Source organism: Microcystis sp. T1-4 (assembly GCF_000297435.1).
In the GTDB taxonomy this organism is placed as follows: Bacteria; Cyanobacteriota; Cyanobacteriia; order Cyanobacteriales; family Microcystaceae; genus Microcystis.
Genome location: NZ_CAIP01000409.1, coordinates 1 through 24911, shown reverse-complemented (window position 1 = coordinate 24911; position 24911 = coordinate 1). Strand labels below are relative to the sequence as shown.

The window sequence follows — 24911 nt, the reverse complement described above, 5'->3', positions numbered from 1 at the left end:
GTGGGGAAGTGGGGAAGTGGGGAAGCTGTCTCATCACCCTATCACCCCAAAACCCTATCACCCTATCTCCTGACGACCGACTCCTGCCTGCGGTTAAAATAACTGGTGAACAACATCATTGATCATCGCGTAAGCGTAGCCTATTTTGCCTCCTTCTAACGCCAAAATTATTTTTATTTTAACTATCGGTGTGGTGTCGGTTTCTGCATCGGCAATTTTTATCCGGTTAGCGATCGAAGCGGTAGGTAATGCTACGATCGCATTTAGTTTATTTTTAGCGACTTCTCGTCTGATCTTGGCTTCCGTTGTCCTAATTCCGAACTGGTTTACCTTATCACGCCAAAAAGTCCCCATTCAAGCCTATTATTACGCAGTGGGGGCAGGATTTTGTTTAGCTCTCCATTTTGCTACTTGGATTAGTTCTCTATCCTACACCTCGATCGCCGCTTCTACCACTTTAGTCACTACTAATCCCCTCTGGGTTTCCCTGTTGGGTTGGTGGTGGTTTCGAGAAAAACCGAGCAAATTAACCTTTATAGGCATTTTTGTGGCTCTAACGGGGGGATTATTGATTGTTTTAGCCGATCGAGATGTCAGTAGTTCTTATCCTAACCCTTTATTGGGCAATAGCTTGGCTTTAATGGGGGCAATTCTCGTCAGTGGTTATATTCTCCTCGGACGGGAAGCACAAAGAAAGGGCTTAAATATTAAGAATTATATAACTGTAGCCTACACTACCGCAGGATTAGCCTTATTACCTTCTGTTTTTTTATTTGGTCAAGATTACGAAAGCTATCCCCTATCCGTGTATGTTTATGTGTTAATGATGGCGATTTTTCCGCAATTAATCGGTCATACTAGCTTTAACTGGGCTTTGCGATGGGTAGCACCGACAATAGTAACCATGGTAATTTTATTAGAGCCAATTGCCGCTAGTCTGTTAGGAGTGTTCATTTTTGGTGAAATACCAGCCCAAGAAGTCATTTATGGCGGATTAATTCTGTTAATCGGCGTAGGCATTGCTATTTTAGGCGGATAAGCTGTTGGTGTCTCTAAATTACCGGTTAAGACTGAATGGGAGCGGGGAGCAGCGAGCGGAATGTAGAAGTTGACCCTATTCACCCTATCAGTTTAGACGGAAAGGATGAATAGAAAAACCTTCAAACATCGGGCATTTTTCAGATAGGCCAACACCAAACACTCGAACTTGTCGCCCATGTCCCGTTTAGATGTTGGCGCCTCTCTAAATTCGTTGAGAATGTCCTGAATGGTCACTGCCGTCTAACGTCCTTGTAAGCTAAGACGGATTTAAATCGCTTATTCTCAGATTATGCCCCGATGGCGAGCGCAATCTAGACCACGAATGCAAAGATTTGTAAAATTGTAGCTTTTGATCCCACTTTCCGCAATTCTTAACATTCAATTGATAATTTTTACTAATATATTGCTTAAAACCTGTTGCCAGTAAGGACTATAGCTACAATGATTAATTTTTATCAAGGTGAAGAATTATATTTTTTTCTCAGAAAAAATCAATTATTGAAAATGTTCTCAATAGTAGTTTCTACAATGAAGGTTTTTCGGCTCTTCTCGAATTTGTGTGATAATTTTTGCTTAGGGAATCCTGAAGTGCTTATCGGGCATAACTTTTAGGACTATTGTGGGGAAGAAACTATCAGTATAAAACTCGTTTCCACACAGAAATCAGAAGAGCCGTTTTGGCTCTCTTAGGTTTGGTGGGCAAAATGTATTCTAAGATACATTCTTCCTAGCGAGCGAGTGGAAGGAACCACAAAGACACAAAGGACACAAAGATTGATCGATCCTATATAAGTTAAACTTATCACACAGAACCTAGAAGAGCCAGTTATTCAATATTGCACTTGCTGGAGGCGGTACTGTAGCGACTTTAGGAGGGATGGCAACAGCTAGTGCTGCCGACTTTTCAACTGTTCTGGAATGGTCATGGACATCAAGTACGACCCTGCCAGATTACCTAAACATCATGAATACCTATCACATCACCAACGTGCTGCCTGACAGAACCATACCAACTGAAGAAAGTCCTAACTGGCTCGCTACCAGTCCCCATCTCAATAACTTCCGCCTGAATCAGTATGGTCCGGGTGAGGGACCTATGTCAGTCCCCGAACCATCCTCTATCCTCAGCCTCCTTGCCCTCGGCACAATCGGCGCAACTTTTACCCTCAAACGCAAACTGAAGCCCTCCAATGACGGCGATCGCTACCTAAATAGGGTTGGCTGAATCATGGTAATCCTAGTTATCTGTAGCCAACTTTTACTGTTAATTGAGATAAAATGGTAGCAGTATCTACTCCAGGCTAAGATTAACTGGCTAATCAGGATGTGAGTAAAACTCCCCTAGCTAGGATTGATTAGCTGCGCTCGCTCTCTTTTCAGTAAGGCACTAGCCAGAAAAATGCCCAGTATTGCCAATACAGCCATAGCATAAAAAGCATAAGTGTAAGTACCGAACCAATCGCGAATTCTACCAGTTACTAAAGTGCCGATCAAAGCGCCGACACCGTAGGCAGTAAAAACAAGACCGTAATTTTGGGCGTAGTGGTCAGGATTAAAGAAGTGGAGAGTGGTAGCGGGAGCTAGGGCTAACCATCCCCCTAAACAAAACCAAAATAGACAAAAAGCCACTAGATAGCTAGTAACCGCCCCTTTTTCGGCCTTGACCATCAACAGGCAACCGATCAAAATGAGTGTATAGGCTCCGATCGCTAGATAATGGGGTTTCCAGCGATCGCTTAACCAACCGAACAAAGGACGACTAATACCATTAAACAAAGCAAATAAAGCCACACTACTAGCGGCTAACCCCGGCTCAATCTGGATAATTTCCTCGGCGACGGGACTAGAAATACCGATAGCACTCAAGCCAATTAAAGCACCAATGGCATAGCAAAGCCATAAGCCATAAAATGAGCGACTTTTCAGCATATTCACTGGATAATTGGCCGGAAAGTCGGATTTTCGATTAGCTAAATTTGCGGGGGGTTGCCAGTCTTGAGGGGGTAACTTCATTGTGATCGCAATTATCACAATAATTATTGTAAAGATAATCCCCAAAAATCTTAAACTTGGTCTAACGCTATATTCATTGATCAATCGATTGGCTAAAGGTGCGGTAATCAGGGGAGAAAGGCCAAATCCGATAATGGTTAAACCCACCGCTAAACCTTTTTTGTCGGGAAACCAGCGCGCCACCACTGCCATAGGAACACCGTAAGCGATGCCGACTCCCGTGCCAGCAATGACTCCGTAGGTCAGAATAATTGTCTGGATCTGAGCGGCAAAACTAGCGAGAATATAGCCCAAACCGACGATAATTCCGCCGATAGCGGTCATCCGGCGAGTACCTACCCGGGGGATATAAAAACCGGCAATCGGCATAGAAGCGGCATAAAATACTAGGGCGACAGTGTAGGGTAATAGGCTTTCCGTGGCACTGAGATTTAATTCTGTTTCTAGGGGTTTTCTAAAGATACTCCAAGAGTACACCGTCCCTAAACAGAGTAAAACGCCCATTCCTAGAGGTATTAATAACCATCTACCTTTGGCTGCGGGTAATCCCAAAACTGTCAACTCGGAATCATAATTACTGGTAGTCATAGATCGCCGTAACTCTTTCTAGACTTGCTGACCAGTATTCTAGATGAGGTCATGGCTAATGGGCCAAATTTTCCAGAAAATTTTCCGATTAAAATGAGGGGTGAAATAATTCACCCCCGTAAAAGTGTCCTTCCATCTATAGCTGAGGGACTGCTGAGGACTTTTAACTAAACTGCCGCGAAGTAAACTTTTGACTTCACAGGATCGGGAACCATGGTAGCATCGCCTTCTTGCCAACCGGCGGGACAAACTTCATCCGGATGGGATTGGACGTATTGAATCGCTTTCAGAGTGCGGAGGGTTTCATCGACACTGCGACCGAAGGAAAGATTATTAATAGTAGCGTGTTGGATAACACCTTCTTTATCGATGATAAAGAGACCGCGCAGGGATACCCCCGCATCTGGGTCAAGAACATTGTAAGCGGTGCTGATTTCTTTTTTTAGATCCGACACCAAAGGATAGGCCACATCACCGACACCGCCGGATTTTCTCTCGGTTTGAATCCATGCTAGGTGAGCAAATTCGCTATCGACGGACACCCCTAAAATCTCGGTGTTGATACTGCTAAATTCGCTAACTCGATCGCTGAAAGCGGTAATTTCCGTGGGGCAAACAAAGGTAAAATCGAGGGGATAGAAGAATAAAACGACGTATTTACCCCGATAATCCGACAATTTGATGGTTTTGAACTCTTGATCGAAAACGGCGGTCGCGGTGAAATCCGGCGCCGCTTGTCCGACTCTTAAGCAACCTTCGGCGGTCATACTTTTAATCTCCTTAATCTAGTTTCTGGGAAAATGCAACTATTTTTACATTCCTTAACAAATATATCATAGTCATAACGATTTTGAGTAGTTGGCCCTTAGTTGGGTGTTGGGAAGGTTGTAAGCTCTACTGAATTTAAACTGCGTAGGGGAAATTTTAGTACAAATGCTCGGACTGCCTATGGCTTTTCTGGGACTTTCGGAAATCCCTGACCGAATCTAGATTCTGGAACCCTTGCTTGACAAGCGAACGCTAACTTTTTTGCTAATAAAAACTCAAATTTCGGGTTTCTGTTAGTTAGCACTCGCTTGAAGGCTTACCCCATAAGAGAGCCAGAGTTGAGAGACTGTAAGATTTTTGCCAGAGTTCCAGAAGAGCGATAAGGAGTTTAACCGGCCTCGATAGGATAGCGTCCCTATTCCGGCGGTTGGGTTACAATGTCAGGTAGTGATTTTATTGTAGTGGTGATAGCTCAAACCTTGCCAACGTGATTCTCGATTAACTTGCCCTCCATATATCCCTCGATACCTCTAGATTTCTAGGGGGATTTTTGATTAGATAGCAAATAGTTGTAAAAATTCTTTGAGTTCATTTAATACCTCATGCTCAAAGTTCCAAATGTCTTTTTTGGTTAAAGCATGGGATAAATTACAATATTTCTTAGCCGCTCTTTTTTCATTCTGTGATGGTGTATCTTCCCTGATATAGTTTTGAATCCACAATTTATCAATTTTTTTACGATTTATATCAATATTTTTTTGTGCAAGACAGGATCGCCAAGCTTCTACACAATCAGCATGGGGAGAATCTTGGGTTTTAATTTCTCTCAACACTGTCTCTAGTTCCCCCTGTTCATTAACATGAAGAAAATGACAACCTATTTGAGTATTCGTAGAAGCATTTAATTGAAATAGCTTTTGGGTATCATCTATCCTGACTGCTTCTCTAAAAACTCTTTGAATACATTGACTAACCACAGCAAGTCTTTCTTGTCTGGTTTGTTCATCTAAATCTAAAACAATACCTATCTTTTGAATATCATCTTTAAGCAGGGTGTTATTAAGTCGTTTCAGTCGTTGTTCAAGGCTACGATAATTTTCTCGTTCTATTCCGTCTCACCTCTGATTCGATCATTATGCTTGAGCGCGTAATCTAAGATATCTAATTCACTTTTAATACCGATAATTTTATCAGTTCTGGGACTCCTTGCTAGTTCAAAATAGGCCCCCTCTTCTGGATAATATTCTAACCCCACATCGGCAAAAGCTTGGATCATCTCTAAACTATGAGTTGTGGCAAAAATTTGGCTATCTAGTTCGATAGCTAATCGGAATAAAGTTTTCCAAAACTCTCTTTGATTAGTGTAATGTATACCGTTTTCAATTTCATCAATTAATAAAATAGAACTTTCCTTTAATTTCATTATTATCTGAACTAAGCGATTGATAGCATCTCCAAATAGTGATATTGGTAAACGATTTTCTCCTTTTCTAGTCAGATATAAACTAGGTGAACCAAGATAAAAACTCTCAACATTTTCAATACATGGATCGAGAATGCGAATAGAATTTAGCACTTCATTTTTTTTGCCTTGAAAAACAATAAGTTCATAATCTTCGACTAGATCGGCATTAATTTCTCCCATTGATGTTGTGATTATTGGCATATTCTTGACACTTTCTGAGCTATAGTCGAATGGTTTTATGTATTGTCCATTCAAGCTAATATTTAAATAATTTTTGGGTGTGGCAATTATAATAAATTCCTCACTCTTTTCTGAGAATTTATCGATTATATTAAATCGCAAAGTAGGTATTATACCTTTTGGAAAATACGATTCTCCTTCTATAAAATCCCATAACAAATCTAATCCACCAAATAACCCAAATATTTTGGTGCTTCTTGATAACTCTTCTGAAATGTTTTCAGAGAATATAATTCTATTTTCCGTTTCTTGTTTATTCTCGTTTTGGGTTTTAATCAACATTTCTTGCGGCTGATTTTGCCTAAAAAATAAATTTTCAAAAGTCTGTTTTGGTAATGCCTGATGAATTTTTATTGGTTCTCTTATCAAGTATCTTAAAAATAAAATATTTTCAGGCTTGTCAGCAACAATTAAAGCCTCTAACAGGGCAGTTTTCCCTGAATTGTTTTTACCACCAATTAAATTAACTCGCTCAAAGCCTTCAATTTTGGTATGCTCAAAACATCTAAAATTACTAATTTCAATATCCTTAATCATGTTGACCTCCTGGCTGGATAAGCATAAATTTAGGGTTAGGAATGACCCTGGCAAGATGGGGATTTTTTTCCTTAATTCTAGACGAGAATCGCCTCAAACTCTCAAAACGGTGACTATCCCCGACGGAAACTGCCGCCCTAAGAGATAATAGAGACAGGGATTTATTTACATTTCTTCATCATGGCTAGAGACTTACGAGGATTTATTAAGCTTTTAGAAGAGCGTGGGCAATTACGCCGCATTAGTGCATCGGTCTCTGCCGATTTAGAAATTGCCGAGATCGCTAATCGGATGCTACAGGTGGGGGGACCGGCCCTACTGTTTGAAAACGTGCAAGGGGCTGAGTTTCCCGTCGCTATTAACCTGATGGGAACGGTAGAACGCATCTGTTGGGCGATGAACCTGAATAAACCCGAAGAATTGGAAGATTTAGGCAAAAAACTCGCCCTCTTGCAGCAACCGAAACCGCCGAAAAAACTCTCCCAAGCGATCGATTTTGGTAAAGTGTTGTTTGATGTCCTGAAAGCCAAACCCAACCGTAACTTTTTTCCTGCCTGTCAACAGGTGATTTTAGAAGGGGATGAAGTAGATTTAAAGAAAATCCCGATGATTCGCCCCTATCGGGGGGATGCAGGCCAGATTATCACCCTAGGGCTAGTAATTACTAAAGATTGCGAAACGGGAACCCCTAACGTCGGTGTCTATCGCTTACAGCTACAGTCTCACAATACCATGACCGTCCACTGGTTATCCGTGCGCGGTGGGGCGCGTCACCTGCGAAAAGCGGCACAAATGGGCAAAAAACTAGAAATAGCCATCGCTTTGGGGGTTGATCCTCTAATTATCATGGCCGCTGCCACTCCTATCCCCGTAGATCTCTCAGAATGGCTGTTTGCGGGATTGTACGGCGGTTCTGGGGTACAGTTAGCCAAGTGTAAAACCCTTGATTTGGAAGTGCCGGCCGACTCAGAAATCGTCCTCGAAGGAACAATTACCCCCGGAGAGGTATTGCCAGATGGACCCTTTGGTGATCACATGGGTTACTATGGCGGTGTGGAAGATTCACCCCTGATTCATTTCCACTGCATGACCCATCGTCGCGACCCCATTTATTTAACCACTTTTAGCGGTCGTCCTCCCAAGGAAGAAGCGATGATGGCGATCGCTCTTAATCGTATTTATACGCCGATTTTACGGCAACAGGTGTCGGAAATCAGGGATTTTTTCCTGCCGATGGAAGCTTTAAGCTATAAAGCGGCGATTATCTCCATTGATAAAGCCTATCCCGGACAAGCGCGACGAGCGGCCTTAGCTTTTTGGAGTGCCTTACCCCAGTTCACCTATACTAAATTTGTCATCGTCGTCGATAAGGAGATTAATATTCGCGACCCCCGGCAAGTGGTTTGGGCAATTAGTTCTAAAGTGGATCCGGTTCGCGATGTGTTTATTCTCCCGGAAACCCCCTTTGATAGCCTCGATTTTGCCAGCGAAAAGGTCGGTTTGGGGGGGAGAATGGGAATTGATGCCACCACTAAAATGTATCCTGAAACAGACCACGAGTGGGGGGAACCTTTGGAGTCGGATCCGGCCATGGCGGTCAAGGTTTCCCAACGCTGGTCAGAATACGGTTTAATCGATATTAATTTACAAGAAGTAGATGCCAATAAATTTGGCTACGAAATGTAGATTTAACCGACTAAATAGTCAATAGCAAAAATCGGGGTAGAAATATCTTCTAACCCGATATTAGTGATTAGTTTCTCGACTTAGTAAGCGTCCTGTAGTTCGTAGAATTCGGGAGAAACGTAATCTTTGCGTAGGGGCCAACCGACCCAATCTTCCGGCATTAAAATCCGTTTCAGGTTGGGATGTCCTTCATAAATAATGCCGAACATATCATAACTTTCTCGTTCTTGCCAGTCAGCGGCTTTCCAAATCCAGTAAACCGAGGGAACCCGGGGATTATCTCTGGGAAGAAAGACTTTTAAGCGCACTTCCACGGGACTATCGACATTATCGGTTACTTTGACCAGATGATAGAAACTAACTAATTCTTTCCCTGGTCCCAAATCGTAAGCACCCTGACATTGGAGATAATTAAAGCCATAAGCGTATAAAGCAGTGGCCAGAGGAATTAAAAAGTCTGCTTCTACTTTAATCAATTCCACACCACTATGGTCAGCTTCTAAAGCTTGATGATCAAAACCATTTTCGCTTAACCAAATCGAAGTGGGGCCAGCTTGCACAATAGCTGTGGTTTCTTCAGTCATTTAAATTTCTTCCTTTTGTTTCGTGGTCAAAAGAGCGGGGGGAACAGGCATACCGGTGGCTTCTAGTAACTCTTTCGGAGGTGCTTGACGGGTGGCCGATTGTAGATATTTACCCGTAAGAATCGGTTCCGTGGGCTGCATTTTGTGGGTGGTGCTGTAATAACGATTGGTTTGCTGGAGGACAGTCCCCCGTTCTTGAATAGATTCGTTAGCGACTTTTTTCCGCAGTTTAATAATCGCGTCGATAATCGCTTCCGGACGGGGGGGACAACCGGGTATATAGACATCCACGGGGATAAGTTTATCTACCCCTCTAACTGCGGTGGTGGAGTCACTGCTGAACATTCCCCCCGTAATCGTACAGGCACCCATGGCGATAACGTATTTAGGTTCCGGCATTTCTTCATACAGACGCACCAAAGCGGGGGCCATTTTCATGGTGATTGTACCGGCAGTGATGATTAAATCGGCTTGCCGGGGACTAGAACGGGGAACTAAACCAAAGCGATCGAAATCAAAACGGGAACCAATCAAGGCCGCGAACTCGATAAAACAGCAAGCTGTACCGTAGAGCATCGGCCAAAGACTTGACAAACGCGCCCAGTTATACAGGTCATCAACGGTAGTCAGGATGACATTTTCCGATAAATCCTGGGTAACTTTCGTACGTTCGATGGGATTGAGGATTTTTTCGCTTTGTTGTGCGATAATTTGCTTAAATTCGCTGGTAGGGTTGGGACTCATCGGGTTATCCTCTCATGAAAAGTCAAAAATAAGGAAAATTATGGCCATTATGACCATTCTAAGGCTCCTTTTCGCCAAGCATAGACGAGAGCAACCACAAGGATAGCAATAAAGATCAGTGCTTCTACAAAAGCTAATAGGCCCAATTGATTGAAAGCTACCGCCCAAGGGTAGAGAAAGACGGTTTCCACGTCAAAAACCACGAAAACAAGGGCAAACATATAATAACGAATGTTAAACTGAATCCAAGCACCGCCGATCGGTTCCATCCCCGATTCATAGGTGGTGCGTCTTTCTGGACCGCCACCACTAGGCCGCAGGACTTTGGAGGCAGTTAGGGATAGGATTGGTACTAAACTGCAAGCGAGCAGAAATCCTAGAAAATACTCGTAACCTTTGAGGACAAACACTGGGTTTTTTTTCTCCTTATTCGCTATCGACAGGGGAAGTTGTCGGCATCTCTATGGCTACTTATTATAGAGGCTTTAGCAACCCGTCTCCTTCTCAAAAGCAGCATTGAAGATGTTTATCGATACCATTAGCTAATCATTGGGTTGAGCTTTGCTTCTGTTCCTGCTTTGCTCTTGCTCTGACGGGGTGACAAAGAATTGGCCGTAATCAGCTATTGACTATCCAGATTACCCGTTAAGATGGCACGGGAGCGCCGGAGTTACCAGTCCGAGCATTTGTACTAAAATTTCCCCCAGGCAGTTTCAATGATGAGAAATGCTGTCAGACCTACTATAGTTTGTTAATGCACCAGAAAAGAAAAGCGATCGCTTAAGACAATAGATCATTAAGTACCTAAGCAAAATTAATTACACATCTAAGCCACTACTCCGTCAGACTTCTGGTGTGAGGAAACAGTGAACTGAAAACTCAAATCCGATCCCTAATAGCTGTCTCCCGTCTCCTGTCTCCTGTCTCCTGTCTCGACTAGGAAATTAATTTGGCACGACTACTTATTTGAGTTTATTTAAAAAAAGTCAAATTCGTTTTCATCCTTTAACTACCAGCAGAGAATACAGTGGTTATCAGGGAAGAGCTTCCATACCCTAGTAATAGTTATACACCGAAAAAAAAACCGAAAAATGGAAAAATAACAGACTCAGAAAATGAGTATAACAAGGCTTTAGTCAAAGAGATAATTATAAAAATCAAACGCTATCAACTTCTTCAAGAAAAACAAGATAATTTTATAAAAATTGCTCGATTTTTTCGAGCATTTAATATTCTAATATTTGGAGCAGTTGCCAGAGGATAAGACAGCAATAACAGTGATATTGACTTTTTAGTAGAAATGGAACAAGGGCGCAACTCATTAGATAGAATTGGTTTAATTCAAGACTTAGAAGATTATTTAGGCTGTAAGGTTGATGTAGATGCTATTAACATTTTGCGAGATTATTTTCGGGAAAGAATCATGAAAGAGGTGATTCCTTTATGAAGGATGACTTAATTTATTTAGGTGATATTTTAGACAGAATTGAACGAATCGAATCTTATACACAGGAGGGAAAAGACAGATTCTATCAATCTTTATTAATTCAAGATGCTGTGATTCGCTGTTTTGAAGTCATTGGAGAAGCTGTTAAACAACGCTCTCCTGAGATTAGAAAAAAATATCCTGAAATTACTTGGCGTAAAATTGCAGGGTTTTGAGAAAAATAGCAGCGGTTGCCCCCTAGTTCTATAATCAGATCACGGCTAATTTGATTGGCTATAGCCCCTATTCATGTCTATCTCCCCACCCCGTTCCGGTTACACTTTACCAGTTTTTGCCTGTGCCAGTGCGATCGCATCTCTCCAGCATCTCCACGGCGAAAATGAGCTAAATTCCGTTACTTTTAATCTTTTAGAACCGCCAGAAGCCGTTACAATTGCCATCGAACAAGTTGCCCGACTGAACCCCGATGCTGCCCTAGCCATCACCCGCAGCGATCCGGGGGATAATTTAGATTTAACTAGAAATACCCCTATAAAGAAAAAAAGGAATTAAGAGAACTTTCCCGGGCCTAGTTTTCGGACTTTATTGGAGGACTTGGGGACGATTGGTTTGAATACTCTTAATCCCTCCTACAGCAGATGTTATGGCCTTTTGTCAACGGGGAAGTTCATTTATACTGCCTTTTACTCAGCCAAGAAAGCGAGGCTCCCACCGCCATTAACTGCTCAATGTCAGCTAAGTTTCTTTTTCTTGAATTGGTCTTTGATGGGTTTGTAGGTGGGGTTAATAGTCCAGTTATTCAACCTTTTTAAACACATTATTTCTGTGAGGTAAATGTTATGACTATTATCATCGGTATAGGTTCTTATGCAGCAGGATTAAGCACTTATCTTGCGACTTTAGCTTATCATCAAAAACATCAGGTAAAATCTAAAAAGGTCTTATCTTGTCAAGTAACACCGAGTTATCCGTTTGCAAAAGAATTGAGTTATAAGGCAGAAAACATTTTAAAAGAGCAAGTGATGTTAAACCCAACAGAATTTAACCGTAGCTTTTGCGATCATCCTTTATATCGTTTTACTATTACTCTGGAAATAAAAGGATTATTTTGGGCTAAAAATACAGAAGAAGTTTCATTTGATATCTACGATATGCCAGATACTCTCTTGAGAGATATTAAAGAGTTTTCATCATCTAATAACTTCACAGAATATTATGATGATTTATTTAGTGATATAGGTGGATATTTCTTACCAATAGATGGAACATCTCATCGAGAAGATGAGGTATATGCTAAGTCTTTAGAAAAATTTACTACAGATTTAACACAGCGTAACCCGCAAGGTTGTCGTATCGCTTTTGCTGTCACGAAATGTGATTTATCAGAACTTTGGGTTAATCGAGATGATCCTCGTGGTCTGGTACAAAGACGCTTTCCTAAAATGTATGCAATCCTAGAAAATTGGACTCAGGAGGACAAGGGAAAAGTTGAATATTTTACCACTTCATCCTTCGGAGTATTTGGTAAATATTGCGAACCAAATTCAATTATTCAATCAAAAAGTAAAGAGGGAACATCGGCCGTGATTAGAAATCCTCAAGAATGGCAACCTTTTGGACTAATTGAACCCTTATATTGGTTATGTACGGGTAAAATGCTATAATTATTGTAGGAAAAACTAATATTGCTTGCCCAAAAAAATATTGAGTGATTCGGGAAATTATGAAAATGAAACGCTATCAACTTCTTAAAGAAAGACGAGAAAATATTATAAAAATTGCTCGAAAACATGGAGCATTTAATATTCTAATATTTGGATCAGTTGCCAGAGGAGAAGACAGCAATGACAGTGATATTGACTTTTTAGTAGAAATGGAACAAGGGCGCAACTTATTAGATAGAATTGGTTTAATTCAAGACTTAGAAGATTATTTAGGCTGTAAGGTTGATGTGGCTACTATTAACAGTTTACGAGATTGTTTTCGGGAAAGAATCATGAAAGAGGTGATTCCTTTATGAATGATGACTTAATTTATTTAGGTGATATTTTAGACAGAATTGAACGAATCGAATCTTATACACAGGAGGGAAAAGACAGATTCTATCAATCCTTATTAATTCAAGATGCTGTGATTCGCTGTTTTGAAGTCATTGGAGAAGCTGTTAAACAACTCTCTCCTGAGATTAGAAAAAAATATCCTGAAATTACTTGGCGTAAAATTGCAGGGTTTCGAGATATTTTAATCCATAGCTACACGGGAATCAATGTAGATGAAGTTTGGGGAGTTATTAAAGATAATTTACCTAAATTAAAACAACAAATTCAGCAAATTATTGCTAATGAAAATAATTAAAATCAGTTGACAACATGGAGGTAATATCTAAGCGATTAGGCATTTTTTGGGTCAAGCATCAAACCCATTCAGCCACTATCCTTAAAAAGATAGCGTGGTGAGGATGTCAAAGAATGATCAAAAATAGCAGCGGTTGCCCCCTAGTTCTATAATCAGATCACGGCTAATTTGATTGGCTATCGACCCTATTCATGTCTATCTCCCCACCCCGTTCCGGTTACAGTTTACCAGTTTTTGCCTGTGCCAGTGCGATCGCATCTCTCCAGCATCTCCACGGCGAAAATGAGCTAAATTCCGTTACTTTTAATCTTTTAGAACCGCCAGAAGCCGTTACAATTGCCATCGAACAAGTTGCCCGACTCAACCCCGATGCTGCCCTAGCCATCACCCGCAGCGATCCGGGGGATAATTTAGATTTAACTAGAAATACCCCTATATGGGCGTTAGTAGAAAGAAAAACGGGTAATCAAGAGATAGAGATTCAAGGCGGCGAAGGAATCGGCCTACAGGTTGATAATGGTGGAAAATCAGCTATTTATAGTTATGCCCAGCGTCTGCTGCAAGAAAACCTCAGACCCCTGTTACTGCCCCAACAAAGCATCAAAGTGACGATTATCCTGCCAGAAGGCAAAAAACTGGCCACAAGGACTTCTAACGCCGCTTTTGGCGTGGTAGAGGGATTATCTTTGTTGGGTACCACTGGCATTTCCCAACCCCTGAGCGCTCCCGGACAGTTGGAAATCTTTCGCAAGCAATTAAAAAATTTATCCCTTCGTTTTGATCGCTTGGTGTTTTGTATCGGGGAAAATGGCTTAGATTTAGCCCCTCAAATGGGTATTAATCCTGATATTTTGGTAAAAACAGCCAATTGGATCGGGCCGATGTTATTAGAGGCACAATTACAGGGAATCTCTGAAATTCTTTTGTTTGGTTATCACGGTAAATTAATTAAACTTGCCGGGGGAATCTTTCAGACTCACCATCATCTGGCCGATGGTCGTCGGGAAATTCTCACCGCCTACGCCGCTAAAATGGGTTTAGCTACCCCCCATCTCCGGCAAATTTTTGACAGTAGCACCAGCGAAAACGGTCTGGAATATCTGCGTCAATTAGACCGGCAAACGGGCGATAATTGGGTGGAACGCATCTATGGAGAAATGGCTAATACGATTGATCGCCGTTGCCAAGAATACGTTTATAACCACAGTAACGGTCATCTTGGGGTCGGTTGTATTTTATTCGATCGCTCTCGTTCTTTGATCAGCAAAAGCGAAAATGGCCTTAAATTTTTGCAAAATCTACAAGTCACTCCCTAGTGACCGTGCTATGATCGTGGGAATATTTAGGGCTTGCTGAAAAAGTACGGGCGAAGCATTCGGATAGAAAATCTACGGTTTCACCGATAGGTTATTGCCCGAATGCTTCGCCCCTACAGGACGCGGGCCGATGAAGACGCAAGGTTTTGAACGACGATTCTCTCAAAATCTTGCACCTGTTTCGCTCGTAAAGCCCCAAAACCCTTACTTTGCCTACATTTCACATTTATTCAGCAAGCCCTATTTAGTCTTAAAAAATGAAACTAATAAGGCCATACTATTGTAGCTTATTTCCAGAACAATAGCCGATTTAGTTTACAAATCTTTAACCTTTTCCTGCCAGTTTCTTTTTTTGATCGCAGTGACAACTCAAACCCCCCTTCCTACCCCTCAAGAGACTTTGCCCTCAGAGTCCTTCACTAATAGCCTTAATCGTCAAATAATCATCATTCTTGACTTTGGCTCCCAGTATTCTGAATTAATCGCCCGCAGAATCCGGGAAACCAATGTTTACTCGGAAGTTCTCTCCTATCGTACCAGCGCCGAACAGTTGGTCCAAATCAACCCGAAAGGAATAATTCTTTCGGGCGGTCCCAATTCCGTCTATGATCCTGGAGCGCCCCACTGTGATCCCGAAATTTGGAATTTAGGTGTACCCGTCCTCGGAGTTTGCTACGGGATGCAATTGATGGTACAGCAGTTAGGGGGCAGGGTAGAACGGGCAAAACGGGCCGAATACGGCAAAGCATCCCTATTTATCAACGATCCTACCGATTTATTAACCAATGTCGAGGACGGTTCCACCGCTTGGATGAGTCACGGAGATTCCTGCGTGGAATTGCCATCGGGTTTTGAAATTCTCGCTCATACCGATAATACCGATTGTGCGGCCATTGCCGATCACAGGAAAAAACTCTTTGGAGTGCAGTTTCACCCGGAAGTTGTCCATTCTGTAGGAGGAATCGCCTTAATTCGGAATTTCGTCTATCATATCTGCAAATGCGAACCCACTTGGACCACGGAAGCTTTTGTCGAGGAATCGATCCGAGAAATTAGGGCAAAAGTGGGCGATAAGCGAGTTTTATTGGCTTTATCTGGCGGTGTGGACTCCTCTACCTTAGCATTCTTGTTGCATCGAGCGATCGGTGATCAACTAACCTGTATGTTTATCGATCAGGGATTCATGCGTAAGGGTGAACCAGAACGATTAATGCAGATATTTAACGAGCAATTCCATATTAGAGTCGAGTATGTCAACGCTAGAAAGCGATTTTTAGCGCAAGTGGCCGGTGTCACGGATCCCGAAGAAAAGCGCCGTCGTATCGGCCATGAATTTATTCAGGTGTTTGAAGAAGAATCAAATCGTTTGGGACCCTTTGATTATCTGGCCCAAGGAACTTTATATCCCGATGTGATTGAATCGGCCGATAGTAATGTGGATCCCAAAACCGGGGAAAGAGTCGCGGTTAAAATTAAAAGTCATCATAACGTTGGTGGACTGCCGAAAAATCTCCGGTTTAAATTAGTCGAACCCCTGCGAAAATTATTTAAGGATGAGGTGAGAAAATTAGGTCGATCGATCGGTCTTCCGGAAGAAATTGTTCGTCGTCAACCTTTCCCCGGCCCTGGTTTAGCGATTCGCATTTTAGGGGAAGTGACCGCAGATAAATTAAATATTTTGCGCGATGCAGATTGGGTGGTGCGCGACGAGATTAATAAGCAGGGAATGTATCACGATTTCTGGCAAGCTTTCGCGGTTTTATTGCCTGTCCGCAGTGTGGGAGTGATGGGAGATCAACGTACCTACGCTTATCCCATTGTCCTACGTTTAGTCAGCAGTGAAGACGGAATGACTGCCGATTGGTCGCGGGTTCCCTATGATTTATTGGAGACAATTTCTAATCGCATTGTCAATGAAGTTAAGGGAGTTAACCGCGTGGTTTATGATATTACTTCTAAGCCCCCCGGAACTATAGAATGGGAGTAGTATTGAATTATTGATTGATTGTTAGTCCCGTCCAAATATTGGGGCGGGATTTTTGCAGAATAGACAATTGAGGAGATTAATTACTACCATGACACAGTTAGAGATTTTAGAAGAAATAGAAGCGGTGGATTTTGCGGAAGAAGAAGAAGATATTGAAGGAGAATCAGCAAACCAAAAAAAGCTACAACTCAAAGAAATCTCCGAGACTGTTGTTGCTGGAAGTGATTGGACTACCGCAACGATCCGCGATCAATTAATTCGAGAAAATATTCAACTCAATCCGCGCTTTCAAAGACGAGATGCTTGGAATATTACTCGTAAAAGTCGATTTATTGAATCCCTAATTCTAGGGTTTCCAGTCCCACTGATTGTCTTAGCTACTAATAATAAGGAAAAAGGTAAATTTATCGTTCTTGATGGCAAACAACGCCTACTAACAATTTTACAGTTTTATGGTGACAGTGCCACACCTAATAATAGTTTTACTTTAAAAGATTTAGAATTTCTAGATAATCTCAATGGCTGCCAATATCAGGATCTAGAAAATGACTTCAATTTAAATGATTTCTTAGACCAACTGGATAATCAAACTATCCGCACGATTGTTATCCGTAATTGGAAAACGGAGAGTTTCCTCCATAAAATTTTTCTGCGTCTCAATGTGGAAAATACCCCTTTGTCTTCTCAAGAATTAAGACAAGCATTACACCCAGGGGGTTTTATTAATTTTTTAGATGATCGAGCGATCGAAAGTCAAGCATTAAAGAAAATATTTAAATCTTCCTATCCCGATTTCCGGATGCGCGACACTGATATACTATTGCGTTATGTAGCTTTTCATTATTATTTATCCGATTATCGCGGTGATGTTAAGATACTTCTAGATAAAACCTGTCAAAATTTCAATCAAGAATGGGAAAAACGCTCAGATGAAATTATCAATGTTGTTGATCAATTTGAAAAAGCTGTCCAAACAACAATTAATATTTTTGGAGAGAAAAACTTTTCTCGTCTCTGGTTATATAAAGAAGGAAAGTATCGAAGTCAGTTCAATCGAGCAATTTTAGATGTGATGGTTTTTTACTTTTGCGATGATCTAATTAGAGCAGCTGCCGAGAAAAACAAAGAACAGATAGAAAATGCTTTTAAAGGATTATTATCTAACCCTGACAATGAATTTAGGAACTCAGTAGAAAAAACTACTAAAAGTATTAGAGCAACTTACAATCGTTTTAATTTATGGGGTCAAGCTTTATCAAAAGTATTAGATATTAACTTCAATATTCCTCAGATGGAAGACAATCGTATTATTTTTAAGGGGTTAAGATAGTTAGTTTTTTTACTATGCCGAAATCTCTGAGATTTAGACAACTAACCAAAGAATTGAATCGACTAAAAAAACAATTACTACGTCGTAAATTTAGCGAGATAAATGAATATTCTGAAAGACAATTAGCTTTAACTTTTGCCTATCGAGTTTTTGCTCATGCTGAGATTGAATCTTATCTTGAAGATCGAGTTTGGGATACCGTACTGACAGCAAAAAAAATCTGGGATAATCAAGGTAAAGCTAGTGGAGTTTTGTTATGTGTAATCGCTTTTTCTGGTCAAGAAATGGAAGCTCCTCCCGACACCCTTACTCCTCTTAAAGGTAAGAAAAATCTGCCTGAAGATAAACTAAAAATCACTAAAAAAATTGACATAGCGATTAGATGTTTTAAATCCGTTATCGATCAAAATCATGGGATTAAAGAAACTAACCTATTAAAATTACTCTTACCAATCGGCATCGATAGTGATGACTTAGATAAAGTTTGGTTACTAAATATGGATACTTTTGGAGAAGAACGCGGTGAAATCGCTCATTCTTCAGCAATAAAAACGAAAAAAACGCCTAACCCTGCCGACGAATTAGAGAGAGTTAAACAAATTATTCAAGAATTAGAGAAAGTCGATCAATTGATTACTAACTTGCTCAAGGAATTGCACTCTTAATAAAACTTAAAGTGTTAATTATATCAGAAATATAGTATAATGAAAGGCAGACAATAGAGAGCTAATCATCAAGGTGAAACATAGACCAATTGCGATCGATTTATTTGCTGGCTGCGGTGGGATGTCTCTTGGTCTAGAAGCGGCGGGATTTGATATTGCTGTAGCGGTGGAGTTTGATGCAGTCCATTCTTTGGTTCATCATTTTAACTTTCCCTATTGTCAAACTATTTGCCGGGATATAGCCAAAGTAACAAGTAGAGAAATATGGGAATTATTAAAACTAAAAGGCTATGCCACCGATGTTAGTTTAATTGCCGGCGGTCCCCCCTGCCAAGGTTTTTCATTGATTGGTAAACGACAAATAGATGATCCTAGAAATTCTCTTGTATTTGAATATCTGCGGATTGTAGCAGAAATTAAACCCAAGTATTTTATCTTTGAAAATGTCCCCGGCATGGCTACGGGTAAACATAAACAATTTTTAGAGGAGTTAATCTCTGAATTTGAAGCTATTGGCTATACAATTAATCAGCCGATTAAAATCCTTGATGCCAGTGAATACGGCGCACCACAAAAGCGCAGAAGATTAATCTTAATTGGTAGTCGAAAAGATGTGACGATGGCTAAATATCCTTTGACAAAGACCGTCGATTTAAACCCAGCCAAAAAATCAGCTTTTACCAGCGTCTATGATGCGATTTCAGATTTAGAATTAATACCAGCCTTTATCGATACTGATTTAGGCATACCCGCATCAAAATTAGATTATAGTGGTAAGAGGAAAAAATATTCAGTGCAGCCAAGGGATATTTTTAAACTTTGCCATCAAAGAACAGTAGATACAAAAATCTATGGACATATAGGCTCAGTTCATACCCAAAGATCGATTGATAGATTTATCGTAACCGAACCGGGTACAGTGGAACCAAAAAGTCGCTTTTTCAAGCTTTCTCCCACTGGTTTATGTAACACTCTCCGGGCCGGAACTAATAGCGACAAAGGGGCCTATACTGCTCCTAGACCTATTCACTATTCTATTCCTCGTTGTATTACTGTACGAGAAGCCGCCAGATTACATACATTCCCCGATTGGTTTCAGTTTCACCGCACAATATGGCATGGTTTTCGTGAGATTGGTAATGCAGTTATTCCGCTATTATCGAAAGAACTTGGTGATGCTGTGATGGGAGCAATGAATATTAATCCAGCCAATTTCAACCGAGTTATTTTAGAAAAAATGCCCGAAGACTTATTGCTATATAATGTGTCTCAGGCATCAAACTATTGGGGAATACCTGACGATGTTATCCCGAAAAGAAAACGAGGTGTCTCTCAGAGATAGTACAATTAACTGCCAATAGAACTTTAAAAACTCGCTCCCATCTTCCCACTCCCCCTATACTTTTTCAACAGGATTTAAGTAAGTGGTTTTAATTAAATAGAAGATAGATTTTGCCTTCGATCCCCCCTGCCCCCCTTGATAAGGGGGGTATCTGACAACTTTTAACACCTACCTACTTACTATCATTTTTATTATTCGGGAACCGTCCACCAAGCAAGAGCAAAAGCCTGTTCTTTTTCGTTAACTTGTTGACGATATTGAACCCGAATTTTATAGTTTCCAGAGATAGGTACAGGACAAAAAATATGCTCTAAACTATCACTATCACTCAGGGAAGCACAGGTGTATTTAGTATTATTATCCTCCTGGGCAGGTAAAAGATAAACATCTAAATTATTCAGGCTGCGATCCCGGAAACTTTCATCGAGATCATAGAGGTTATTGCGATTAGTATCGATTAGTTCTACCAAACGATCCCAAGCTAAAGTTATCGAAACAAAACTGTTAGCTTTTAAGGGCTTCTCTAGGGCATAATCTTGATAACTATTAGCGGTAACTGTATTGTAATCCCAACCAATGGCAGGAATAGATTCTGCGGCCGACCATTGACCATTACTAAACTGTTGGTAGGCGCGAAAAGTGTTAAGATGTCCCGTCCCCATCTGCATATCTAAAGGAATTTTCGGGTCTTTATAAGCATCGGACTCTAACCAAGTTTTTTGGTCTTTAGTTAAGACCGTCCGTCTCATACCCAACCGTAACCCATCGCCCGTATCTTTAATTTTGTCGGCAGCATTAAGCATCACTGCCTTCATCACTTGATGATGACGAGAATCGAGACTCCAATGGGGATTTTTTTGATTAATTTGTTGATCGCCGTATTCTTGTAAAAGTGCCACGGATGCTGTAATATGAGGGGCGGCGAAACTGGTGCCACTAACAGTATTTAATTTACCTTTGAGGTCATAAAGCTCTATTTTATTGCCGGGGGCAACTAAATTAATTGACCGCCGCGAACCATCATTAATTTCCCGTTTAATTAAACTGCGACCAATACCCACTGGCAAAGCACTAATATTAGCAAAATCAACTTTAGTAAATTTTCCTTCTCTTTTGGCTGTATAAGCGGTAGTAATGCCGTTAAAATGATCGGTGGGAATGGGAATTCCTCCCTTACCTTGATTACCAGCAATTACATAAAGAACATCCTCAACTCGCGATGACCAATCAACACATTGAGTTAATAAAGCTTGACCATCTAATTTTGGTTCCTGTCGTTGATCTCTTTGCAAAGATTCCCCAAAACTAAAGTTAATCGCTCGCACATCACCGCTATTTTGTCGGGCAATATTTTGGCTAGTAAGACATTCTTCCGGTTGTCCACCGCGTCGCAAAGAACCCACCGCCCCCGAATATAATCTCGCTTTTGGGGCCACTCCGGGGATTTTTTTATCATCACTGACCATCACCGTTGCCACCATAGCGGCGTGATTATCTAGATAGGTGTTGGGTTTGGCAATTTGATCGCGAAAAAAAACACCGGCTAATTTATAGGGAGGCTGCCAAGCTGCCACTTTATCATAACCGAACTGAGCCGGTCGGCCGATTTCCACTTGACCGATGGCAATTTTTCGCCCTAATAAATTATAGGGTTCCGCCCGCAGGCGATCAGCATAAATTCCCTGTTCACCGATGGAATTAGAAAGAACTAGGGAAGGAAGCAGAATTATCGTTACTACTAACCCGACGACAAACCAAAACCCTCTTTTCATCATCAGCAATCCTGCGGCAGTAAGGTGCTATCGATCCATTTTAAGACAGAAATCTCATAAAATACCGAAATCTCTTTTTTGGCTAGGTGGGATGGTAATAAAAAGCCACTGCCAAGATTAAATAGGTAGCTAGTAATAGGGTTCCATCTAACCAATTGGAACGACCAGTAAAGCTGATTAAATTAGTGACAACCACCGCCACAATTAAAGCCACCACGTTAAAGGGATTAAAATTTAAATCCATCGGTTGCTGCCAAAATTGACCGATAAAAACTAATAAAGGTGCCACGAATAAAGCCACCAATAAACTATCACCCATAGCCACGGAAACCGTTAAATCCATCTGATTTTTTAGGGCTAATTGAGTGACGGTAACTATTCCAGAAACATCGCTAATTAAAGGAATAAAAATTACCCCGATAAAGAGAGGAGTGAGATTAAATCCTTCCATCACCGATTCCACTACATCAACAAATAAATCCGACTCATAGGCTACAGCTACAGTGGAAGTAAGCAGCACAAGTAACCAAATCCAGACTTGAGCTTTTTCTTCCTCACTAACCTGATTGTCGGGGGTATTTTCGTTACTTAATCCCACTTCGTAGAGATAGCTATGGGTTTTCAGGGAAAATAATAAGGTTAACCCGTAAACTATTAATAAAACCGTGGCGGTGACTAGGGAAAGGCTGAGAATATCGGCAACTTCCACCACCTTAGAAGTATATATTACTAAAGTTGGTAAAGCGATCGCTATTACTGCTAAAGTCATAGAAGAACCATTTACCCGCGCTAAAATCGGTTTAAATTCCTGCTCTTTGTAGCGAATTCCTCCCGTGAGCATTCCCATGCCCATAAATAATAATAAATCGCTGAGAATACTACCGGTAATACTGGCTTGTACGATGTCCACCAAGCCTTTTTTTAGGGCAATTAAGGCAATAACTAAAGTGGTAGTATTGCCAAAGATAGCATTAACTAATCCTCCCAAAGTTGGCCCAGTGACTACGGCAACTCTTTCCACAGACGTACTTAACCAAATTGACAGGGGAATAATCGATAAAGCGGCAGTGATAAAAATAGCTTGATCTCCCCAATTAAGACGACTAGCGACCACCGATAGGGGAATAAATAATAGGAAAGCAAAGGAGACAATTTTTCTTAAATTCATGGGTTATTAATGGCAATTTCTCCCACCATTCCCGCTTCGGCATGACCCGGAATAGTACAGATTAATTTATACTTACCGGTTTTGAGTGGAACTATTACCCATTCTGCCTGTGCATTAGGTTTTAATTCTAGTTCGTGAATTGCCCCTTTAATCTCCACTTTTCCCGCTTCAACTTTCTGAGTCCAACTAGCATCAGCGAAGTCTTTAGCGGTAAAATAATGTTTAGTGGGACTGGGATTATCGAGGATTAATTTGTATTTTTGTCCAGCAATAAAGTCTAGTTGACTAGGAAAGAATTTTAATTCTCCTTGCCCGGAGCCTAGACTAATTTTAACTTCTAGAGGGGCAGAGCCAGCGAAGGCGGGAAAAGTTACTAACCAACAACTAATTAAAATTATTACTACTGCCACAAATTTTTGATAGATATCCTTGCCAGCGAAGTAGGGATTAGAATTCATTTTGCTCCTGCAGCTTATAATAGAGAAAATCTGGGGGCTTTGACGATAATTTTAGAACAAGTGGTGATTCTTAGCGGCTCTCTTCCCTTCCATTCCCTAAAAGTCCCTTGGCTACTGTTCAAACCTCGGGACTTCTAGCCACTGTAATTTAAATCGACAAAATTAATCTAAGCTATCGGGAGAATGGGGATAAAGTTGTTCTGCTTCCGGACAATCTTCCGAGACATTAATATCAGGATTCGTCCGCGACACCGATGCCAGTTTTCTGCTCACCGCACCGATACTTTCTAAACGCACCATTTCTTCCCAAGAACTAATTTCGTCTTCTTCCTCTGTTTCGTAGCGAATGGTGACGAGATCGCTTTCTAGATCGATAATACGAGCATTATCAATCCATCTTTGCTGATCGCGCAAGAAAATGCAGACTTCCTGACCATCCATACAGAATTGATAAATCTTGCGGTGTAACATAAATTGCTCCTAAACAGCTTCTTTTGTTGAATTCAACTAACGGGAAGTGACAAAATGCCAATCTCAGCAATAGCTCAAAAATTCCCGCGGATAACACAAAAGGGAGAAAAATTCCGCTATCAGTGGCAAGAATGGGAAAGGAAAGTCAGGTTTCCGGTTTGGGGCTACGTTCTTCAAAGACATCGATTCGATTAATAGACGGCCTCGGCGATCACTAAAAAATCGCCCTTATAGAGTCATTGTGACATAAATTTTCACTTCCTAACAGTATTCCTGGATGGAATCGGGAATGAGGTTTAGGGATGAGGTTATGCCATTTTTCTTTATTCATGGCAGGTATCCTAGACCCATCTCCCCCCCTTGCCCCCCCGACATCGGGGGGTTGGGGGGGTGAGGGCAATTAACCATATCTGCCATTACTTTTGAAAAATGCTATCAGTACCGTCCCCTTTCCAACCCCGAAAAATAGCTATAGACGCTCTGTCATCTTGGCAAGTCATGGGCCATCGCTCGCCACTTGATTCCGTTGGCCGATAGATAGGGTTTGCTGAAAAAGTAGGGGCGAAGCATTCGGATAGAAAATCTACGGTTTCAGCGATAGGTTATGCCAAATGCTTCGCCCCGACAGGACGCGATCGCCGCTCAAGATGCCAGGTTTTTGAGCCACTAGCTGGAAAATCTTGCAGTTGCTTGGCCAAACAGTCCCCCAAACCCCTTACCTCGTCTATATTTCACATTTATTCAGCCAACCCTAAATAAAAAATGGCTGTGAGCTTATAGCTACTTCAGGGTAGCACATCTTAAGGAGCCTTGACAAAATGAACTTTATGTGAGTTGCTTACCCAGAGAGCGATTCAGGCATATTTGAGGAGAATTTGCCATCTCAATTGTTAAGTAGCTGGTTATAATTAAATTAAAAATGGATTTTAGGTTC

General features: G+C 41.2%; 24 protein-coding genes and 2 pseudogenes. 15 read left to right on the top strand and 11 right to left on the bottom strand.

What is annotated here, in order from left to right; genetic code table 11:
• Positions 1–145: 145 nt before the first annotated feature.
• Positions 146–1039, top strand: a complete 894-nt coding sequence (locus MICAI_RS19400; protein ID WP_008206167.1) for a DMT family transporter — start codon at positions 146–148, stop codon at positions 1037–1039.
• A 966-nt stretch (positions 1040–2005) separates the two neighbouring features.
• Positions 2006–2266, top strand: a complete 261-nt coding sequence (locus tag MICAI_RS27680; RefSeq protein WP_008206166.1) for a PEP-CTERM sorting domain-containing protein — start codon at positions 2006–2008, stop codon at positions 2264–2266.
• 116 nt (positions 2267–2382) lie between these two features.
• Here the strand turns inward: MICAI_RS27680 and MICAI_RS19390 are convergent, their stop codons facing one another.
• The 4 genes from MICAI_RS19390 to MICAI_RS19375 all read right to left on the bottom strand — a co-directional run bounded on the left by MICAI_RS19390 (position 2383) and on the right by MICAI_RS19375 (position 6652).
• Positions 2383–3642: an L-lactate MFS transporter gene (locus tag MICAI_RS19390; RefSeq protein ID WP_008206164.1), complete on the bottom strand. Its 1260-nt coding sequence runs from the start codon at positions 3640–3642 to the stop codon at positions 2383–2385.
• 167 nt (positions 3643–3809) lie between these two features.
• Entirely contained in the window at positions 3810–4409 is a 600-nt protein-coding gene (locus tag MICAI_RS19385) for a peroxiredoxin (protein WP_002752469.1), read from the bottom strand.
• Between the two features lie 555 nt (positions 4410–4964).
• Positions 4965–5519, bottom strand: a complete 555-nt coding sequence (locus MICAI_RS19380; RefSeq protein ID WP_308418470.1) for a DUF3226 domain-containing protein — start codon at positions 5517–5519, stop codon at positions 4965–4967.
• Positions 5516–6652, bottom strand: coding sequence for an AAA family ATPase (locus MICAI_RS19375; RefSeq protein ID WP_008206159.1), 1137 nt, complete (start codon positions 6650–6652; stop codon positions 5516–5518). Before MICAI_RS19375 ends, MICAI_RS19380 begins: the two co-directional genes overlap by 4 nt.
• 180 nt (positions 6653–6832) lie before the next feature.
• Here MICAI_RS19375 and MICAI_RS19370 point away from each other — a divergent pair, with 180 nt between their 5' ends.
• Positions 6833–8338, top strand: a complete 1506-nt coding sequence (locus MICAI_RS19370) for a UbiD family decarboxylase (protein WP_008206157.1) — start codon at positions 6833–6835, stop codon at positions 8336–8338.
• A gap of 80 nt (positions 8339–8418) precedes the next feature.
• On the opposite strand, the gene MICAI_RS19365 is transcribed toward MICAI_RS19370, so the two are convergent.
• From MICAI_RS19365 to ndhC, 3 genes are read right to left on the bottom strand one after another with little or no spacing between them, the layout of a single operon-like run.
• Positions 8419–8922 carry an NAD(P)H-quinone oxidoreductase subunit J gene (locus tag MICAI_RS19365; RefSeq protein WP_008206156.1) on the bottom strand — a complete coding sequence of 168 codons (504 nt, stop codon included), beginning with the start codon at positions 8920–8922 and terminating at the stop codon, positions 8419–8421.
• Positions 8923–9666, bottom strand: coding sequence for a photosynthetic/respiratory NAD(P)H-quinone oxidoreductase subunit K (gene ndhK / locus MICAI_RS19360; RefSeq protein ID WP_008206153.1), 744 nt, complete (start codon positions 9664–9666; stop codon positions 8923–8925).
• Between the two features lie 47 nt (positions 9667–9713).
• Complete coding sequence (ndhC, locus tag MICAI_RS19355) at positions 9714–10076, bottom strand: photosynthetic/respiratory NAD(P)H-quinone oxidoreductase subunit C (RefSeq protein ID WP_002739390.1); 363 nt, start codon at positions 10074–10076, stop codon at positions 9714–9716.
• 559 nt (positions 10077–10635) lie between these two features.
• On the opposite strand from ndhC, the pseudogene MICAI_RS26585 reads away from it, so the two are divergent.
• The 12 genes and pseudogenes from MICAI_RS26585 to MICAI_RS19300 all read left to right on the top strand — a co-directional run.
• Positions 10636–10861, top strand: a pseudogene (locus MICAI_RS26585) (IS5/IS1182 family transposase); the annotation flags it as partial.
• An 87-nt stretch (positions 10862–10948) separates the two neighbouring features.
• Positions 10949–11113, top strand: a complete 165-nt coding sequence (locus tag MICAI_RS27380) for a nucleotidyltransferase family protein (RefSeq protein WP_369751921.1) — start codon at positions 10949–10951, stop codon at positions 11111–11113.
• A complete protein-coding gene (locus MICAI_RS19345; RefSeq protein ID WP_008206147.1) occupies positions 11110–11328 on the top strand; it encodes a HepT-like ribonuclease domain-containing protein in 219 nt (72 codons plus the stop codon). The genes MICAI_RS27380 and MICAI_RS19345 overlap by 4 nt, the downstream gene beginning before the upstream one ends.
• 73 nt (positions 11329–11401) lie before the next feature.
• Positions 11402–11647: pseudogene (locus MICAI_RS19340) on the top strand (cobalt-precorrin-5B (C(1))-methyltransferase); the annotation flags it as partial.
• Positions 11648–11952: 305 nt separating this feature from the next.
• Complete coding sequence (locus MICAI_RS19335) at positions 11953–12777, top strand: hypothetical protein (protein WP_008206144.1); 825 nt, start codon at positions 11953–11955, stop codon at positions 12775–12777.
• 65 nt (positions 12778–12842) lie between these two features.
• On the top strand, positions 12843–13133 hold the full coding sequence (locus tag MICAI_RS19330; RefSeq protein ID WP_002800547.1) for a nucleotidyltransferase family protein: 291 nt from the start codon (positions 12843–12845) through the stop codon (positions 13131–13133).
• On the top strand, positions 13130–13468 hold the full coding sequence (locus MICAI_RS19325) for a HepT-like ribonuclease domain-containing protein (protein WP_008206140.1): 339 nt from the start codon (positions 13130–13132) through the stop codon (positions 13466–13468). Before MICAI_RS19330 ends, MICAI_RS19325 begins: the two co-directional genes overlap by 4 nt.
• Positions 13469–13659: 191 nt before the next feature.
• Positions 13660–14784: a cobalt-precorrin-5B (C(1))-methyltransferase CbiD gene (cbiD, locus tag MICAI_RS19320; RefSeq protein WP_008206138.1), complete on the top strand. Its 1125-nt coding sequence runs from the start codon at positions 13660–13662 to the stop codon at positions 14782–14784.
• A 361-nt stretch (positions 14785–15145) separates the two neighbouring features.
• On the top strand, positions 15146–16771 hold the full coding sequence (gene guaA / locus MICAI_RS19315; RefSeq protein ID WP_008206137.1) for a glutamine-hydrolyzing GMP synthase: 1626 nt from the start codon (positions 15146–15148) through the stop codon (positions 16769–16771).
• Positions 16772–16859: 88 nt separating this feature from the next.
• Positions 16860–18101: a DUF262 domain-containing protein gene (locus MICAI_RS19310; protein WP_008206134.1), complete on the top strand. Its 1242-nt coding sequence runs from the start codon at positions 16860–16862 to the stop codon at positions 18099–18101.
• Between the two features lie 14 nt (positions 18102–18115).
• A complete protein-coding gene (locus tag MICAI_RS19305; protein WP_008206132.1) occupies positions 18116–18766 on the top strand; it encodes a HEPN domain-containing protein in 651 nt (216 codons plus the stop codon).
• Positions 18767–18839: 73 nt separating this feature from the next.
• Positions 18840–20108, top strand: a complete 1269-nt coding sequence (locus tag MICAI_RS19300; RefSeq protein ID WP_008206130.1) for a DNA cytosine methyltransferase — start codon at positions 18840–18842, stop codon at positions 20106–20108.
• A 191-nt stretch (positions 20109–20299) separates the two neighbouring features.
• Here MICAI_RS19300 and MICAI_RS19295 read toward each other — a convergent pair whose 3' ends face one another.
• From MICAI_RS19295 to MICAI_RS19280, 4 genes are all read right to left on the bottom strand, one after another.
• Positions 20300–21880 (bottom strand): S8 family serine peptidase, encoded by a 1581-nt coding sequence (locus MICAI_RS19295; RefSeq protein WP_039900538.1) that lies wholly within the window; start codon positions 21878–21880, stop codon positions 20300–20302.
• A gap of 82 nt (positions 21881–21962) precedes the next feature.
• Complete coding sequence (gene cax, locus MICAI_RS19290; protein WP_008206126.1) at positions 21963–23048, bottom strand: calcium/proton exchanger; 1086 nt, start codon at positions 23046–23048, stop codon at positions 21963–21965.
• A complete protein-coding gene (locus MICAI_RS19285) occupies positions 23045–23506 on the bottom strand; it encodes a cupredoxin domain-containing protein (RefSeq protein ID WP_008206124.1) in 462 nt (153 codons plus the stop codon). Before MICAI_RS19285 ends, cax begins: the two co-directional genes overlap by 4 nt.
• 162 nt (positions 23507–23668) lie before the next feature.
• Entirely contained in the window at positions 23669–23977 is a 309-nt protein-coding gene (locus MICAI_RS19280) for a DUF6679 family protein (protein WP_002735547.1), read from the bottom strand.
• Between the last annotated feature and the right edge of the window lie 934 nt (positions 23978–24911).

Excerpts from the sequence above, each read along its gene's own strand:
- MICAI_RS27680 (WP_008206166.1), top strand. The coding sequence starts at position 2,006 with ATGAATACCTATCACATCACCAACGTGCTGCCTGACAGAACCATACCA.
- MICAI_RS19390 (WP_008206164.1), bottom strand. The coding sequence starts at position 3,642 with ATGACTACCAGTAATTATGATTCCGAGTTGACAGTTTTGGGATTACCC.
- MICAI_RS19385 (WP_002752469.1), bottom strand. The coding sequence starts at position 4,409 with ATGACCGCCGAAGGTTGCTTAAGAGTCGGACAAGCGGCGCCGGATTTC.
- MICAI_RS19375 (WP_008206159.1), bottom strand. The coding sequence starts at position 6,652 with ATGATTAAGGATATTGAAATTAGTAATTTTAGATGTTTTGAGCATACC.
- MICAI_RS19370 (WP_008206157.1), top strand. The coding sequence starts at position 6,833 with ATGGCTAGAGACTTACGAGGATTTATTAAGCTTTTAGAAGAGCGTGGG.
- MICAI_RS19365 (WP_008206156.1), bottom strand. The coding sequence starts at position 8,922 with ATGACTGAAGAAACCACAGCTATTGTGCAAGCTGGCCCCACTTCGATT.
- ndhK (WP_008206153.1), bottom strand. The coding sequence starts at position 9,666 with ATGAGTCCCAACCCTACCAGCGAATTTAAGCAAATTATCGCACAACAA.
- MICAI_RS19345 (WP_008206147.1), top strand. The coding sequence starts at position 11,110 with ATGAAGGATGACTTAATTTATTTAGGTGATATTTTAGACAGAATTGAA.
- MICAI_RS19335 (WP_008206144.1), top strand. The coding sequence starts at position 11,953 with ATGACTATTATCATCGGTATAGGTTCTTATGCAGCAGGATTAAGCACT.
- MICAI_RS19330 (WP_002800547.1), top strand. The coding sequence starts at position 12,843 with ATGAAACGCTATCAACTTCTTAAAGAAAGACGAGAAAATATTATAAAA.
- MICAI_RS19325 (WP_008206140.1), top strand. The coding sequence starts at position 13,130 with ATGAATGATGACTTAATTTATTTAGGTGATATTTTAGACAGAATTGAA.
- cbiD (WP_008206138.1), top strand. The coding sequence starts at position 13,660 with ATGTCTATCTCCCCACCCCGTTCCGGTTACAGTTTACCAGTTTTTGCC.
- MICAI_RS19310 (WP_008206134.1), top strand. The coding sequence starts at position 16,860 with ATGACACAGTTAGAGATTTTAGAAGAAATAGAAGCGGTGGATTTTGCG.
- MICAI_RS19305 (WP_008206132.1), top strand. The coding sequence starts at position 18,116 with ATGCCGAAATCTCTGAGATTTAGACAACTAACCAAAGAATTGAATCGA.
- MICAI_RS19295 (WP_039900538.1), bottom strand. The coding sequence starts at position 21,880 with ATGAAAAGAGGGTTTTGGTTTGTCGTCGGGTTAGTAGTAACGATAATT.
- cax (WP_008206126.1), bottom strand. The coding sequence starts at position 23,048 with ATGAATTTAAGAAAAATTGTCTCCTTTGCTTTCCTATTATTTATTCCC.
- MICAI_RS19285 (WP_008206124.1), bottom strand. The coding sequence starts at position 23,506 with ATGAATTCTAATCCCTACTTCGCTGGCAAGGATATCTATCAAAAATTT.
- MICAI_RS19280 (WP_002735547.1), bottom strand. The coding sequence starts at position 23,977 with ATGTTACACCGCAAGATTTATCAATTCTGTATGGATGGTCAGGAAGTC.